The sequence below is a fragment of the Halorhabdus tiamatea SARL4B genome (genome assembly GCF_000470655.1).
Classification (GTDB): Archaea; Halobacteriota; Halobacteria; order Halobacteriales; family Haloarculaceae; genus Halorhabdus; species Halorhabdus tiamatea.
The window spans coordinates 1,503,271-1,518,694 of sequence record NC_021921.1 but is presented as its reverse complement, the minus strand read 5'-3'; the positions used below and the strand labels follow the sequence as shown (position 1 = coordinate 1,518,694).

Annotated in this window: 14 protein-coding genes; 4 read left to right on the top strand and 10 right to left on the bottom strand. The window is 66.0% G+C overall.

Going from position 1 to position 15,424, the window contains the following annotated elements; all coding sequences use genetic code 11:
- Positions 1–31: 31 nt before the first annotated feature.
- From HTIA_RS07555 to HTIA_RS07535, 6 genes are all read right to left on the bottom strand, one after another.
- Positions 32–1,825, bottom strand: a complete 1,794-nt coding sequence (locus HTIA_RS07555; protein WP_008527733.1) for a HAMP domain-containing sensor histidine kinase — start codon at positions 1,823–1,825, stop codon at positions 32–34.
- Between the two features lie 48 nt (positions 1,826–1,873).
- Entirely contained in the window at positions 1,874–3,151 is a 1,278-nt protein-coding gene (locus HTIA_RS07550; RefSeq protein WP_008527734.1) for an adenosylhomocysteinase, read from the bottom strand.
- A gap of 112 nt (positions 3,152–3,263) precedes the next feature.
- Positions 3,264–4,661, bottom strand: a complete 1,398-nt coding sequence (locus tag HTIA_RS15455; protein WP_020936208.1) for a hypothetical protein — start codon at positions 4,659–4,661, stop codon at positions 3,264–3,266.
- 169 nt (positions 4,662–4,830) lie between these two features.
- Complete coding sequence (locus tag HTIA_RS07540; protein ID WP_008527736.1) at positions 4,831–6,120, bottom strand: amidohydrolase; 1,290 nt, start codon at positions 6,118–6,120, stop codon at positions 4,831–4,833.
- 75 nt (positions 6,121–6,195) lie between these two features.
- Positions 6,196–6,354, bottom strand: coding sequence for a ribbon-helix-helix protein, CopG family (locus HTIA_RS15570; protein WP_008527737.1), 159 nt, complete (start codon positions 6,352–6,354; stop codon positions 6,196–6,198).
- An 83-nt stretch (positions 6,355–6,437) separates the two neighbouring features.
- Positions 6,438–8,063: a sensor histidine kinase gene (locus tag HTIA_RS07535; protein ID WP_008527738.1), complete on the bottom strand. Its 1,626-nt coding sequence runs from the start codon at positions 8,061–8,063 to the stop codon at positions 6,438–6,440.
- A 129-nt stretch (positions 8,064–8,192) separates the two neighbouring features.
- Here HTIA_RS07535 and hisG point away from each other — a divergent pair, with 129 nt between their 5' ends.
- On the top strand, positions 8,193–9,041 hold the full coding sequence (gene hisG, locus HTIA_RS07530) for an ATP phosphoribosyltransferase (protein ID WP_008527739.1): 849 nt from the start codon (positions 8,193–8,195) through the stop codon (positions 9,039–9,041).
- Between the two features lie 60 nt (positions 9,042–9,101).
- On the top strand, positions 9,102–9,380 hold the full coding sequence (locus tag HTIA_RS07525; RefSeq protein ID WP_008527740.1) for a DUF7536 family protein: 279 nt from the start codon (positions 9,102–9,104) through the stop codon (positions 9,378–9,380).
- Positions 9,381–9,382: 2 nt separating this feature from the next.
- Here the strand turns inward: HTIA_RS07525 and HTIA_RS07520 are convergent, their stop codons facing one another.
- Positions 9,383–10,600 carry a potassium channel family protein gene (locus tag HTIA_RS07520; protein ID WP_008527741.1) on the bottom strand — a complete coding sequence of 406 codons (1,218 nt, stop codon included), beginning with the start codon at positions 10,598–10,600 and terminating at the stop codon, positions 9,383–9,385.
- A 209-nt stretch (positions 10,601–10,809) separates the two neighbouring features.
- On the opposite strand from HTIA_RS07520, the gene citZ reads away from it, so the two are divergent.
- Entirely contained in the window at positions 10,810–11,949 is a 1,140-nt protein-coding gene (gene citZ / locus HTIA_RS07515) for a citrate synthase (RefSeq protein WP_008527742.1), read from the top strand.
- Positions 11,950–11,955: 6 nt separating this feature from the next.
- Here citZ and HTIA_RS07510 read toward each other — a convergent pair whose 3' ends face one another.
- Positions 11,956–12,816 (bottom strand): aldo/keto reductase, encoded by an 861-nt coding sequence (locus tag HTIA_RS07510; protein WP_008527745.1) that lies wholly within the window; start codon positions 12,814–12,816, stop codon positions 11,956–11,958.
- 186 nt (positions 12,817–13,002) lie between these two features.
- Between HTIA_RS07510 and ilvA the strand changes: the two genes are divergently transcribed.
- Positions 13,003–14,214, top strand: a complete 1,212-nt coding sequence (gene ilvA / locus HTIA_RS07505; protein ID WP_020936207.1) for a threonine ammonia-lyase — start codon at positions 13,003–13,005, stop codon at positions 14,212–14,214.
- 34 nt (positions 14,215–14,248) lie between these two features.
- Here the strand turns inward: ilvA and HTIA_RS07500 are convergent, their stop codons facing one another.
- Both HTIA_RS07500 and HTIA_RS07495 read right to left on the bottom strand, forming a co-directional pair.
- A complete protein-coding gene (locus HTIA_RS07500; RefSeq protein ID WP_008527749.1) occupies positions 14,249–14,893 on the bottom strand; it encodes a hypothetical protein in 645 nt (214 codons plus the stop codon).
- Positions 14,894–14,989: 96 nt separating this feature from the next.
- Positions 14,990–15,337, bottom strand: coding sequence for an SWIM zinc finger family protein (locus tag HTIA_RS07495; RefSeq protein ID WP_020936206.1), 348 nt, complete (start codon positions 15,335–15,337; stop codon positions 14,990–14,992).
- Between the last annotated feature and the right edge of the window lie 87 nt (positions 15,338–15,424).

Here is a 15,424-nt window from a genome sequence, read left to right as displayed (position 1 = left end):
GCGAAAAGACGGTTCAATACCGGTATATCGATCACTCTTCAGAATCAGAGTTGACATCTGTGAACACGAATCTGGCACCGGCGTCGCTCTCGAGGTAGACCTCCCAGCCGTGGGCCTCTGCGATCGTCCGGACGATCGACAGCCCCAGTCCGGTCCCAGACTCGGCCGTCGTATAGCCGTACTTGAAGACGTCCTCGCGATCCTGGGGTGGAATACCCGGGCCGTTATCGGCGACGAAGAACCCATCGGCGGTCCCGCCGATTTCGACATTCACGTCCGGGCCGGCGTGTTCGACCGCGTTACGGAAGAGGTTCTCGAGGAGCCGCTTGAGGCGGTCCCGGTCCGCCGCAATCGTCGGCGCGTCCTCGACCATCAGCGTCGCCGCGTCGGTCTCGACTGTTCCCCACGCCTCGCGGGCGACCGTCTCCAGATCGACGGGCTGGGTCTCTTCGATCGTCGCGCCGCCGCGAGCCAGCGTGAGGACGTCCTCGATGATCGTCTCCATGCGGTCCAGCGCCGACGCCACGCTGTCGAGTTCCTCTCGAACGCCCTCGTCGGCGGCCGCGAGGTCATCTTCCAAGAGCGTGACGTTACCACGGGCGACCTGTAAGGGATTGCGGAGGTCGTGGCTCACGGTGCTCGCAAACTCCGCTAAGCGTTCGTTCTGGCGGCGCAGCTCCGCTCGAGCTGCCTGGGCTTCTCCGATCTGTCTACGCAGCGAATCTCGCATGTCCGCGAGCGACCCGTAGAGCTGGCCGATCTCGTCCACCCGGTTCGAACGCAACGAGACCGTCAGATTTCCCGTGGCCATCTCCTCAGTCCGGCGGCGGAGGCGGACCAGCGGCAGGACAGTCTGGCGGCCCAGGATGACAGCGATCCCCACGATAGTCACGAGGGTCACGCCCACGAGGACGAGGACGTTGCGCGCGACGGTCCGGCTGACGGCGTAGACTTCACTCGTCGGCGAGGCCGTCATCACGACCCACGCAGCGTCAGGGATCGGCGCGAAGGCGACGACTTCCGTCTCCCGTGTGACGAGCGTCGACGAGCCATTCATCGCGGCCGCGAACGCCTCGGTGTCGGCGACCGGCGAAGGGTTGTTCCGGCGCGGCGAGAGGACACCCTTTCCCTCTGCGTTTAGTACTCGCGTCCGGACTGCGTCACGCTGTCGGTGGAGTCTGTCGAAGTCCCGGCCGATGTTCCCCACGACGACCACGACGCCGTCGCCCGCCCGGACGGGTGCCGCGAACGCGACCAGCAACGCGGCGTCGGCCTCGTAGGCCGATTCGGACATTGCGAGAGACGGTGCGTCTGAATCGTCAGACACGGCCGTCACTGGGTCCGAGACAGCAATACTGATCGCTCGGGGTGTCTGGTTTTCGACCGAAGCGTCGGTACTCGCGATGACGGACCCGGAAGAATTGACGTAATGAATGGCGTGAACGCTCTCGCTGCCGGCCGTGGCGATCGACTCGAGGTCCCGTCGAATGGCGGTCGGATCCTCGGTCGCGTAGACATCGGCGGAGGCGGCGACGCGCGTTTGTGAGCGCATGGTCGCAACCCATTTCGCGACGTTCTCCGCCTGGAGAGTCGCTGTCGATTCGAGTCGGTCCTCGGCGTCGTCCTGAATCAGATCCTCGACTTCGAGGACCGTAGCCCCACCGACCACTGCGACGATGGCTGCCACGATGAGCAACGTTAGCAGGAACTTCACCGCGAACCGTCGCCGGACGAACCCCGGGACAAACAGCTTCGTGAGACGTAGAGTCACCCGTTCGTCGGGCGCATCGTCCCTTGACTCTCCGAGTGAACTGTCCGCATCCATCAACGTCTCACAATCTCCACGTAGCCCCTTGACTCTTGCCCGACCGGCCTAGGTTCCGTGCTGCCAGTCGTCCATGTACTCGCGCTGTTCGGGCGTCAACTCGTCGAATGCGACGCCCTCGGCGGCGAGTTTGATCTCGGCGACTTCCCGGTCGAGTTCGTCGGGCACGTTGTGGACGCCGGCTCCGTACGCCGAACCGTTCTGGACCATCTCTCGGGCCGAAACGGCCTGGATCGCGAAGCTCTGGTCCATGACCTCGACGGGGTGACCCTCCGCGACCGGGGAAGCGAGGTTGACGAGGCGACCTTCCGCCAGGACGTTCAGCTGGCGGCCGTCCGGGAGTTCGTACCCGCGAACGCCGTCCCGGGCCTCGAAGACGTTCTCGGCCATGTCTTCGAGCTGTTCGAGGTTGATCTCGACGTCGAAGTGGCCGGCGTTTGCGAGCACTGCGCCGTCTTTCATCTCTTCGAACGCCTCGCGCGTGATGACGTCGCGGTTGCCCGTCGTCGTCACGAAGACGTCGCCCTCCGCGGCGGCCTCGACCATCGGCATCACACGGAAACCTTCCATGTGGGCCTCCAGGGCCCGCCGGGGTTCGATCTCGGTGACGACGACGTCGGCGTTCATCCCACGAGCCTTCTTCGCGACGCCTTTCCCACACTGGCCGTAGCCGCCGACGACGACCGTCTTGCCCGCGATCGAGAGGTTCGTCGTGAGTTCGATCGAGACGAGGCTGGACTCGCCCGTCCCGTGGACGTTGTCGAACAGCCGCTTCATCGGCGTGTCGTTGACGGCGAACATCGGATACTCCAGCGCGCCGTCGTCGTCCATCGACCGCAGGCGGTGGACACCCGTGGTCGTCTCCTCACAGCCGCCGACGATCGAGTCGATGAGTTCGGGGTACTCCTCGTGGACCCGGAAGACGAGGTCCGCACCGTCGTCGATGGTGATCGTCGGTTCGTGAGAGAGGACGGCGTCGATCGCGCCGTAGTAGGCCTCGTCCTCGACGCCGCGCTCGGCGTAGGAGGTGATCGAGTCGTTGGCGTCGAGCGCGACGCTGACGTCGTCGTGCGTCGAGAGAGGATTGCAACCAGTGATCGCAATCTCGGCCCCGCCGGCGGCCAGCGTCTCGGTCAGGACCGCCGTCGTGGCTTCGACGTGCATCGCCATCCCGATCGTCTGGCCCGCCAGCGGCTGTTCGTCCTCGAACTCCTCGCGCAGGGCGGCCACGATCGGCATGTGCTCGCGCGCCCAGTCGATCTTGCGGCGGCCGGACTGCTCCAGGGTAGCGGGATCGTCGACCCGCTCGGTAATCGGCTGACTCATGTCCCGGACTAGCGGGGCACGGCGGGAAAACGCTACCGAAGTGTCCACCGGATAGCCGAGTGAGAAAAAGGAGGAGGGGCGTCGCGGGGGCGGCGAGTGAACGGTCGCGTCGTTAGCGACCCGGGCCGGCGTGTGCGGGCGGCCCGCGCCGGTTCTCGCTGTCTTCGTCCTCTTCGTCTACGTCGTCACGATCACGGTCGCGGTCGGGTTCGTGCTCCCGATCCTCGTCCAGGTCCTGATCACGGTCGCGGTCCTGGTCGCCAACCTGGGACGGGCCGCGGTCGTCGGACTCGTTGTCGTCCGGACCGGCGTGTTCGGGTGGCCCACGACGGTCGTCGTCTTCGTCGGCCTCGTCACTGTCGCGATCGCGGTCCGGTTCGTCCTCGGAGTTCACGTCCGGATCGCGGTCGCGATCCTGGTCGCCCGCCTGTGACGGTCCGCGATCGTTGGATTCGTTACTGTCCGGACCGGCGTGTGCGGGCGGCCCCCGACGATCGTCATCGTCCGTCGCGCCTTCACCATTCGCGTTCTCGTTTTCATCTCCTTCGTCGACATCGCCGTCGTCGTCTTCGTCCGTTGCGTTACGGTCCCGGTCGCGGTCGGGGTCGTGGTCTGCGTCCTCGTCCCGGTCCTGAACACGGTCCTGGTCGCCAGCCTGGGACGGACCGCGGTCGTCCGACTCGTTGTCGTCCGGACCGGTGTGTTCGGGCGGCCCACGACGGTCGTCCTCCGTCTCGTTGACGCCATCGTCGGCCGTCTCGTTGACGCCATCGTCGGCCGTCTCGTTCACGTCGTCGTTCATGCCCGGACCGGCGTCAGCGGGTGGACCAGCGTGAGCGGGCGGGCCGGCGTGGTCGGGGCGGTTGTCGGTAGCGGGGTTGTTCTCTGTCACGAAGTCGGCGACAGCCTGCCCGAAGCCGGGGCCGGCAGCGCCGTTCGCGAGCATCTCCTGGACGAATGCGCTCACTTCCTGGCCGAAGGCCCCCTGGGAATCGTCATCCTCGGCCGGTTCGAGTTCGGCAGTCGTCGTCGCGGTCCGGTTCTCGACCGTGGCGGTGACCTCGACAGTCACCTCGGTCTCCGGGGCCGAGAGGAGAACAGTTCCGTTCTCGTCGGTCGTGTACGTCCCACTACCCGCGTACGTGTCGTCCGCCTCTTCGTCCGCGTCTTCAGCCTCTTCAGTTTCGTTCAGGTCCTCCTCTGTCTCGTTGAGGCCGTCTTCGACCGTCTCGTTCAGGTCCTCCTCTGTCTCGTTGAGGCCGTCTTCGACCGTCTCGTTCAGGTCGTCCGATTCGTCGAGACCGTCGTCGCGGTCGTCGACGACGACGCTCACGTCGACGGTCGCGTTCGGGACGGCGGTCCCGTTGTCAGTCACCGATATCGTCACGTCCGCGTCGTTACCGGCCTGTGTCACCGAGACCGCGAGGCCGCCGTCGGCAGCCAGCGCAGGGGCAGCTGCCGAGGCGACCATCAGCGCGGCCAGGGCGACGGCGATGAGCTTCTGATTCATTGCACTCGCTACTCGGAGCCAGACCCAAATATACCCCGACAGCTGTTCACTCCGTTCGAGAGATATACGATTCGATCGAGGCGTGACGAAATCCGTTCAAACTGTTTACTATCGTTTTCCAACGTTTTATTCTATACTCAGGAAATGTAAATATTCGCGTCGCGAGTCGTCACATCGCCCGCTCGACCAGCGCGTCGGCGTGGTCGACTGCCGCCTCGCGGACGCGGTCCTCGTCGAAGACGGTCACCTCGCGGTCGCGCATGAGCACCTGCCCGTCGGCGACGGTGTGGCGGACGTCGCTCCCGCGGGCGGCATAGGCGAGATGAGAGACCAGATCGTGGGCCGGTGTGAGGTGCGGGACGTCGAGATTGAGAACGGCCAGATCGGCGTTCGCGCCGGGTTCGATCCGGCCGGAGTCGAACCCGAGCAGGTCCGCCCCGTTCGCGGTCGCCATCTCGACGACGGTCGGCGCGTCGACGGCGCTGGCGTCCTCGGCGGCGAGTTTCCCGAGCATCGCCGCGTCGCGCATCTCGTCGAACATGTCCAGGTCGTTGTTCGAGGCCGCACCGTCCGTTCCGATCCCGACGGTGACGCCGGCATCGAGCATGTCCTGGACCGGGGCCATCCCACTGGCGAGTTTCATGTTCGAGGCCGGGCAGTGGGCGACGCCGGTGTCGGTCTCGACCAGCAACTCGATTTCGCTGTCGTCGACGTGGACGCCGTGGGCGACGTAGGTCTCGCCAGCGAGGAGTCCGAGGTCCTCAGCATAGGCGAGTGGACGCACTCCGTGTTCCTCGACGATCGGGCCGACCTCGTCGGGCGTCTCGTTGGCGTGGAGATGCGTCGCCAGGCCTGCCTCGTTGGCCTGCGGGACGAACTCCCGGAGGAACTGCTCGCCGACTGTCGTCAGCGAGTGTGGCTGGAACGTCGTCCGGATCCGACCGTCGGCCGCACCGTCGAACTCCTGGGCCACTTCGAGGCTCCGTTCGAGGTCCGCTCGCGCGCCCTCGTCGTCCTTGCCGACAGTGACTGCGGTGTAGCCAAGCCGCGCCCGAACGCCGGCCTGCTCGACCGCTTGAGCGATCTCTTCGACCGCGAAGTACATGTCCGACAACGCCGTCGTCCCGGACTTGATCATCTCGATCAACCCGAGTTCCGCACCGACGCGGATGTCTTCAGGGGTGAGTTCGGCCTCGACCGGCCAGATGTCCTCCCGAAGCCAGGCGTCGAGGGGCTTGTCGTCGGCCAGGCCACGGAGCAGCGTCATCGCGACGTGGGTGTGCGTGTTGACGAGTCCGGGGATGACGAGTCCGCCCGCGGCGTCGAGTTCGTCGTCGCCACCGCCGGGATCGCCGACGGCCTCGATCGTGCCCGCGTCCTGATCGACGAGAACGTCCGCGCGTTCGACTGTCATGTCCGGACGGAGAACCTGTCCGCCCGTGACGAGGAGGTCGCTCATGGCGTGTGGTTTTCGCGGGACGAATAAGACTGTGGCGGGTTCTGTTGGTCCTGAGGGAGCGCCGAAGGTGTCAGTTCACTCCTCGCGCTCTTTCAACCACTGATCCAGCAGATCTCGAATCGCGGCCTCGCGGTTGTCCCGGTGATCCCGGAAGGCCTTCTCGTCCAGCGCCTCGAGAGTCTCCTCGTCGAACTCGACGGTCACTTCCTCCAGATCCGAGAGGACGTCGTTCATTATCCAGGATCGGGGGGCGGCATCGACAAATAGGTTCGTCAGCCACCCGTCCGACACCCGTCGATGCACCGAAAGGCTCGCGCTCACGTCCGGATCTCGAAGCGAGTCCCCACTTCGACGTCTGCGAGCTCGATCGTCCACTCGTGAGCGGCGACGATCTGCTCGACGATCGAGAGGCCGAACCCGGTGCCGTCCTCCGCGGTGCTGTAACCTGATTCGAAGACCTGCTCACGGTCTTGCTGGGAGATGCCGCGTCCGTCGTCTTCGACGAAGAAACCCTGCGGTGTCTCGAGTGCGCCCACAGTGACGGTGACGTCCTCACCGCCGTGTTCGATCGCATTCCGGAAGAGGTTCTCGAACAGCCGCTGGAGGCGGTCCGGATCGGCGACGAGGTCGCGGTCGGTCTCGACGACCAGTTCGGCCTCGGCCGTCTCGACCATCCCCCAGGCGTCCCGAGCGACCGCTCCGAGACTCACGCGGTCAGTCTCTTCGACGGGCTGGCCCTGGCGGGCGAGCTGGAGGACGTCCTCGATGAGCGTCTCGATGCGGGAGAGGGCGTCGTTGACCGCCTCGAGGTGTTCGTTGTCGACCTTCTCACGGGCGAGTTCGAGGCGACCCTGAGCGACGTTCAGCGGGTTGCGGAGGTCGTGGCTGAGCATGCTGGCGAAGGAATCCAGCCGGTCGTTCTGGCGTTCGAGTTCGTTTCGGTACTGTTCGCGATGGGTCTCGTCGGTGAAGACGAGGGCGCGCCCGAGATCAGCCTGAGAAGCCGAGAACTCCTGTTCAGTCACGCGGTAGTACCGGGTCTCGCCGTCTCGGTGGACCGTAACGAGCGGATCGTCCTCCACGAGTTTCTCCGCACACTTCGGGGCGACCTCGGCGAAGCGGTCGCCGACGACCGAACGGTCGTCCAGCGCGGACACGAGTTGCGTCGCCGCCCGGTTGTAGTCCTGGATGCGGTCGTCGGCATCGAGGACGATCACCGGATCGTCCCGGTCGCCGGCCAGCCGGATCGTCCGGAAGCGCTCGAAGTAGACGAACGAGAGCCCGACGGCGAATGCCGCGACGCCGACTGGTTCGTAGGTTATCTCCATCAGTCCGGGAACGAGCATCCCCAGGATGTCGAAGCCGACCGGCAGGGCTGTCAGCCCGAGCAATACCAACAGCGGGCGCGAATCGTGGCTGACGTGGCGAAATCGCTCGTAGAGCATGAAGTACCCGACCGTCGCCAGCGCGTAGCTTCCCCCCATGACCGTCCAGTGTAAGGTGGTGCTCGTGATCGCGACGTGAGGGAACGGCGTCGAAACGACCTCGCTCGTGAAGTACAGGCCGTGAACGTTGTTCGTGAGTTTCACGGCAACGATCGCGAGGAAGACGCCAACGACGATCCGGCGAATCCGTGGATCGCGGTGGAGCGTCCGGCCAGTGTAGGCCGAACAGAAGTACAGCCACCCGCCGATCGTGCTCAATCCGACGACGAGGCCGATCTGATAGAGGAACACGCCGAGTTGCTCGTCGGCTGTCGCCAGATACGCGACGTGAGTAAGCGCCCACCCGCCGCTGGTGAGGAGCAAAGCGACCAGGCCCCGCCGGGTGTCGCCATCAGCGATCCGGTTGGCCCGGACCGCACTGGCGAACGTGGCGACCGCAGAGAGGCCGAAGATCGCCAGATACCAGTACCGGCCACCGATCGCCAACCCGTCGATCATCGGCGGCTCGACTCACCTCTCCGGCACATGAAAAAAGAGTCCGGTGCCAGCGTAATGAATGTACCTTCCGAGGAGCGGGGAGCCGACACGTCCCGAAAGACAATTGCGCCTCTCGCACGGAGAGTGGGTATGCGCATCGCCCTGCCCAACAAGGGTCGGCTCCACGACCCGAGCGTCGAATTGCTCGAACGCGCCGGGCTCCACCTCGTCGACGGCGCGGACCGACAGCTCTACGCCCGGACGGTCGACGACGACGTGACCGTGCTGTACGCCCGCGCCGCGGACATCCCCGAATACGTCTCCGACGGCGCGGCCGACCTCGGCATCACCGGCTACGACCAGGCCCAGGAGGCCGACCGCGAGAACCTGGTTTCCCTCCTCGACCTGGAATACGGCCAGTGCAAACTCGTGCTGGCCGCCCCCGAGGACGGAGACATCGACGACCCCGCTGACCTGGAGGGCGGCACCGTCGCGACGGAGTTCCCGAACGTGACCCGACACTATCTCGAAGACGTTGGCGTCGACGCCGAGATCACGGAAGTTTCGGGGGCGACCGAGCTCACGCCGCACGTCGACATCGCCGACGGCATCGTCGACATCACCTCGACGGGCACGACCCTGCGGATGAACCGCCTCGCAGTCGTCGACGACGTCCTCGAAAGCTCCGTCCGGCTGTTCGCCCGCGAGGACGTCGCCGACGACCCCAAAGTAAAGCAGATCGAGATGGCGCTGTCCTCGGTGCTGTCGGCCGAGGACAAGCGCTACCTCATGATGAACGCACCCGAGTCCCAGCTCGAGGAGGTCAAGGACGTCCTGCCCGGGATGGGCGGACCGACGGTGATGGACATCGCCGGGACGGAGGATGTTGCGGTCCATGCAGTCGTCGACGAACAGGCGGTCTTCGAGACGATCAGCCGGCTGAAAGAGATCGGTGCGAGCGATGTCCTCGTGACCGAGATCGAACGACTGGTGGAGTGATCAGAACCGAACACCGCCGCAACCCGGAGGTCTTTGTCCCCAGGCCGACTATCCCCTGGCGTGTCAGACGCATCGAACGGGAAAGCGCAACTCCTGGCAGCCCTTCGGGTTCGCGAGCACGCGAAACGGGGGATCACAACGGGGATCGTCTTCGCCATCGCCGTCTACGCCGTGTTCGTCTTCGGTCGCGCGTCGGCGCTCGGGCAGGTGCTGTACCTCTCTTTGCTTGCCGTCCTCGCGATGACAGTCGGGGCCGTCGTGACAACGGTTCTGGTCGGAGTTGAGGCCTACAGACACGCCACAGAGGACGACCCGGCCGACGACGAGAAAGAACAGTAGCCTCAGTCTCCCCCAGCTAGCTCGCGCAGTCGCTCCGCACCACTCCGAGTTCCCTTCGCGATCACCACGTCGCCAGCGTCGATCGCCGTCTCCGGCCCCGGCGAGAGTTCCCAGTCCGTGGAGTGCTTGCCGGTCGGATGGGTCGACGGTCGCCGGACGGCGATCACGCGCATGCCCGTTCGGGTCTTGACCTCGCGGTCGCCCAGCGTCGCGCCGTCGAGGTCGCTGTCCGGAGAGACGGTCTCCCGAACGATCACCTCGTCGCTCGCCTCGATGGCCGCCTCGACGACGGGATGGGTGCCCAGTCCCCGAAGCACGCCTTCACTGATCTCTAAGGCGGCGTCGGAGATGACTTCCGTCGAGCGCGCGAGGTGGACCAGCCCACGGAGGGCGATCGGATCGTCGACGCGGCCGGCAGCCTGGAGCGTCCAGGCCTCGAAGCGCGACTGGAGGGCGTCGACCTCGGCTTCGAGTTCCAGGACCTCCTCGGCGACGTCCTGGCTGTCGAACAGTATCGCGCCGTAGGCCAGGTCGACGGCGAGTTCGCTCATGTTCTTCATCAGCACGATCGAGTCGACCGCCCGCTCCAGATCGTCGATGTGGCTCTCGTGCGGTTCGGGCGGTTCGTAACCTTCACCGGTCGTTTCGGCGTAGACCTCGGCGATCCCGTCCTCCGGTCCCCTGGCGAGGAGGACGTCGCCCGACCGGAGCGTCGTCTCGGCCGTCGGATTGAGCAACCACTCGCCCGACCGCCGGATTGCGATGATCCGCACGCCGGTCGCAGTTTCGAGGTTGAGATCGGCGAGCGTCCGGTCGGCGTACGCCGAGTCGGCTTCGACCGTCGCCCGGACCAGCGTCTCGACCGCCTCGGGCAGGGTCGCCCGCATCGCCGCCGGCAGGCCGATGTCCTCGATGACGACCTTCGCGATGTCGCCCGCCGCATCGCTGATCTTCTCCGCCGCACCGACGACGCCCAGCACCGGGGCCAGCGCCTCGGCGTCCTCGGGGTTGCGGGCCGCCATGAGGAGGCTCATCCGCGCCCGGAGGTGGAGGACGTCCATGCGCTCTTCGAGGGCGAGGACTTCCTCGGCGATCTCGTCGCTGCCGAGCAACACCGCCGAATAGGAGAGGTCGATCAGCAACTCGGCGGTGTCTTTCATCTCGGCCAGCACGTCCTTGACGCTGACCGGTTCGTACGTGACGTCCTCACCCGTGACCATGTGTAGCCGGTTCGACACCGCAGGCCAAAAGTATTGCCGACAGGAGAGGAAATCTGTCGTCGACCGCCGACGAATCTCGATATTGACTATCGTCTAAAAGTCGCCGGAGAATATAGACAGACCGGATCTGTTCGTGTCAGTCCGGAAGGTACGGGAAAACGTAACCTGAAAACGGTAATGCTTTTCCTTGAAGGAGGGCAGTATATTGTATGCCCGAAGAGCTCAGAAAGGGACTGGAGGGAGTGCTGGTCGCCGAATCGTCGCTGAGCGACATCGACGGGTCGGCAGGCCGACTCGTCTACCGGGGGTACGCGATCGAGGATCTCGCGCGGAACACGTCCTTCGAAGAGGTGCTGTATCTCCTCTGGGAGGGCCACCTCCCGACTGAATCCGAGCTGGAACCGTTCGAGGCGAAGATGGCCGAGGAGCGGGCGGTCCGGGAGGAAGTGCTCTCGACGGTCCGTGAACTCGCTGCTGCGGAGGAGAACCCGATGGCCGCCCTCCGGACCGCCGTCTCGATGCTGTCGGCCTACGACCCGGACGACTCGACGGGCGAGGCCGGGGACGGCGAGATCACCCAGCGAAAGGGTCGGCGGATCACCGCGAAGATGCCCACTATCGTTGCCGCCTACAAGCGCCTCCGGGACGGCGATGAACCGATCGAACCCCGGACGGACCTGAGTCACGCCGCGAACTTCCTGTACATGCTCAACGGCGAGGAGCCGGAGGACACCATCGCGGACGTCTTCGACATGGCCCTGGTGGTCCACGCCGACCACGGCATCAACGCCTCGACGTTCGCCGCGATGGTGACGGCCTCGACGCTGTCGGACCTGCACAGTTCGGTCACCAGCGCCATCGGCGCGCTGAAGGGCGATCTCCACGGCGGCGCGAACCAGAACGTGATGCGGACGCTACTGGAGATCGACGAGCACGACCTCACAGCCGTCGAATGGGCCCGCGAGGCCCTCGAATCCGGCGAGCGCATCCCTGGCTTCGGCCACCGGGTCTACGACGTGAAGGACCCGCGGGCGAAGATCCTCGGCGCGAAGTCCAAGGCGCTGGGCAAGGCCGCCGACGAGTTCAAGTGGTACTCCTACAGCCGCGCAATCGAGGAGTTCATGGCCAAGGAGACCGGCATCGCGCCGAACGTCGACTTCTACTCGGCGTCGATGTACTACCAGATGGGGATCCCGATCGACCTCTATACCCCCATCTTCGCGATGAGCCGCGTCGGTGGCTGGGTCGCCCACGTGCTGGAATATCAGGAGGACAACCGCCTTATCCGCCCGCGAGCCCGCTACGTCGGTCCGGAAGACCGGGAGTTCGTCCGGATCGACCAGCGGTAAGATCGCTTATTGCGGATCGATCCCGTCCAGGGCGGCGCGGTCCTCGTCGGTCAGGTCGATGGTCGTGGCAGCGACGTTCGCCTCCAGGTGCTCGACACTCGACGTCCCGGGGATCGGGAGCATCACGTCTGAATGATCGAGCAACCACGCCAGCGCGATCTGTCGACGCGTCGCGTCGTGGGCCGCTCCGACCTCGTCGAGTACCTCGGCGACGCCCTCGTCGTCGACCGTGTACATCGGGCCCCAGGGGATGAACCCGACGTCGTAGGATTCACACGCCTCGAGGACGGCCTCGTCCTCGCGATGGCCGACGTTGTACTGGTTCTGGACCGTCGCGACGTCGACGATGTCCATCGCCGTCTCGAGTTGCTCGACGGTGACGTTCGAGAGGCCGACGTGTTCGATCTGGCCAGCATCCTTCATCTCGGCGAAGGCCTGGACGGAGTCCTCGAAGTCGCCGTCGGGGTCCGGGCGGTGGAACTGATAGAGGTCGATCTGATCGGTTCGCAGCCGATCGAGACTCGCCAGGACCTGGTTGTGGAGGTATTCGGGGTCGCCGTGAGGCGTCCACTCGCCGTCGCGGTGGCGAAGCAATCCGGCCTTGGAGGCCACGAAGACGTCGTCCTCGGCGGTCAGGGCCTCGCCGAGCAGGCGCTCGCTGACGCCCGGGCCGTACGAATCGGCGGTGTCGATGAAGTCGACGCCGAGATCGATCGCGTGGCGGATCACGTCCGTCGCGTTCTCCTCGTCGGCCGGCGGGCCGATGATGTCCTCGCCGGTCAGCCGCATCGCCCCGAACCCGAGCCGGTGGACCGTCTCGCCGCCGATGTCGAACGTGTCGCTCTCGTTTTGGAGTTGCTCAGTCATCGTCTTGTCCGTGGATCGCCAGCCTCAAAGCGTTGGTGGGCCCGGTAAGCCTCGAACTGTTGGTGGGCCCGGTAAGCCTCGAACTGTTGGTGGGCCCGGTAAGCCTCGAACCGTTGGTGGGCCCGGCGATCAGTGGGGCCCGAAACAGCCCGCCACAGTTAGGGCCGTCCGGCCGCAAGTTCCGACATGCTCTCTCGCGAGGACGTGCTGGCGGCTCGCGATCGCGTCGCCGAAACCGCCCGCCACACCCCACTGGAGCGATCGTACTCCCTCTCGGCGATGACGGGCGCGGACATCCGTCCGAAGTACGAGACCGTCCAGCGGACTGGCTCGTTCAAGATCCGCGGGGCGACCAACCGGATCGCGACGCTCACCGACGACCAACAGGCCGCCGGCGTCGTCGCGGCGAGCGCGGGCAACCACGCCCAGGGCGTCGCGCTCGCGGCCAGCCGGATGGGCGTCGACTCGACGATCGTCATGCCCGAGCGCGCGCCCGTCTCGAAGGTGAAGGCCACCCGAAGCTACGGAGGCAACGTCGTCCTCCACGGCGAGGACTACGACGTCGCGGCCGAACGCGCCCACGAGATCGCCGCGGCGGAGGACCGGACCTACGTCCCGGCCTTCGACGACGAGATGGTGATGGCCGGCCAGGGCACCCTCGGCCTGGAGATCGCCGCGGACTGCCCCGACGTGGACACGGTGGTCGTCTCAGTGGGCGGGGGCGGCCTCATCGCCGGCGTCGCGACCGCCCTCAAGGGCTGGGACGACGACGTCCGCGTGATCGGCGTCCAGGCCGAGGGCGCGGCGAGCCTCCCGCAATCGCTGGCGGCAGGCGAGATCGTCGAGCGCGAGGGTGTCGAGACGATCGCGGACGGTATCGCGACGCGGAAGGTCGGCGAGCGCCCATTCGACGTGATCCGCGAGCGTGTCGACGAGGTCGTCACGGTCCCGGACACCGCGATCGCCGTCGCGGTGACGACGCTCCTAGAGCGGACGAAGACGCTCGTCGAAGGGGCCGGTGCGGTCCCCGTCGCCGCGTTGCTCGAAGGGGCCTTCGACTATGCGGAGGACGAGACGATCGTCCCGGTGCTCAGCGGCGGGAACATCGACCTCAACGTCCTGACGACGGTCGTGATGCGCGGGCTGATCGAGACGGGCCGGTATCTCCGGATCAGGACAGTCCTGGAAGATCGCCCGGGCGCACTTGAGGAGCTTGTCGAGGTGATCTCCGAAGAGCGCGGGAACATCTACACGATCGAGCACGACCGCGCCTCGCGGGACATCGCGATGGACGACACCGTCGTCGACCTCGACATCGAAACGCGCGGGCCAGAGCACGTCGAGACGCTGCTCGAAGCGCTCCGGGGCAGTGGCTACGCGGTCGACGTGCTGGTCTGAGCGGCTGGCGAGCCGACGTCGCGACGTAGTCGAATCACTCGAGTCGAACGTCGTCGAGGACGCCGACGGCCGTCGTCTCCCAGACGATGGAGACCCCGACCGCGATCAGGCCCTCGCCGTCGTGCTCGACGGGGTACTCGTAGGGCTTCCAGCCCTCGTGGTCGGCGAGGTGTTCGGCCGTGTCGAAGTCGGCCTCGGTGAGGTCCTGCTCCGGAACCGGCCCGGCGTAGGCGGCGACCTTGAGGATCTCGTTGAACGATTCCTGGTCGCGGTAGCCGGCGACCGAAAGCGTATCGACGGCCGAGAGATCGACGTTCTGTTGCACCCAGACCGTCCCGTCGTCGGCGCTCCCGTCGATTTCGAGCGCGAGCGCCGTCTCACCGTCGGCCGCGACCTCGTTCGTCGTGCGGACGTCCGAGTCGACCGGCTGTCCGGCGTTGTTCGGATCCTCGGGCAGGTCTTTGCCGACCGTCCAGCCCGCAAGTTCCGACTCGAAGCTGGCGTTTTGCAGGGTTTTGGTGGGGGAATCAGTCGGCGTGTCCGTGGGCGTGTCAGTCGGCGTGTCCGGGGGCGATCCAGTACCGGTCTCGGTCGTCGATCCGTCGTCGCCATCGAGACAGCCGGTGACGGCGAGCGTTGCGAGCGATCCGGTCGTCGCGAGGAAGGTGCGTCGATCCATATCAGTCACAACGAATTAGACGGAAAAGTGTCTTCCCGAGCGTCAAACGCAGGTTTGATCGACATCGCTGTCGAATCCACCCGGAGAAGCCGACGGTCACAAGAAGTCCCTGACCTCGCTGTAGAACATGTCGTGGTGGTCGACCGCGTCGATCTCGCGGGCGATCAGGACCGCGAGAACGTGCCAGCACAGGTCGGTGGGATCGTCGGGATCGAGGTTGTACGCGGCGTCCTCGCAGGTACAGGCCACGCCCTCGATGACGTACTCGTCGCTGTGGCCGACCACCACCGTGAAGTCCTCGTACTCCTTGACGCGGTCCTCGGCGACGGCCTCGATGGCGCGAACGCCACGGGAGCCGTGGACGGTGGTGATGCGGTCGACGACCTCGGGTGAGAGTTCTCCCGCCTCGGCAAGCGCGGCCCGCCACTCGTCGACTGCCGTCACGGCCCGGGGTTGGTCGCGGTGAGGCAAAACAGGTTCGGTGAGACGACGGGCCGCGACGAGCACCGCGGTCGATCCGACAACGAGGCG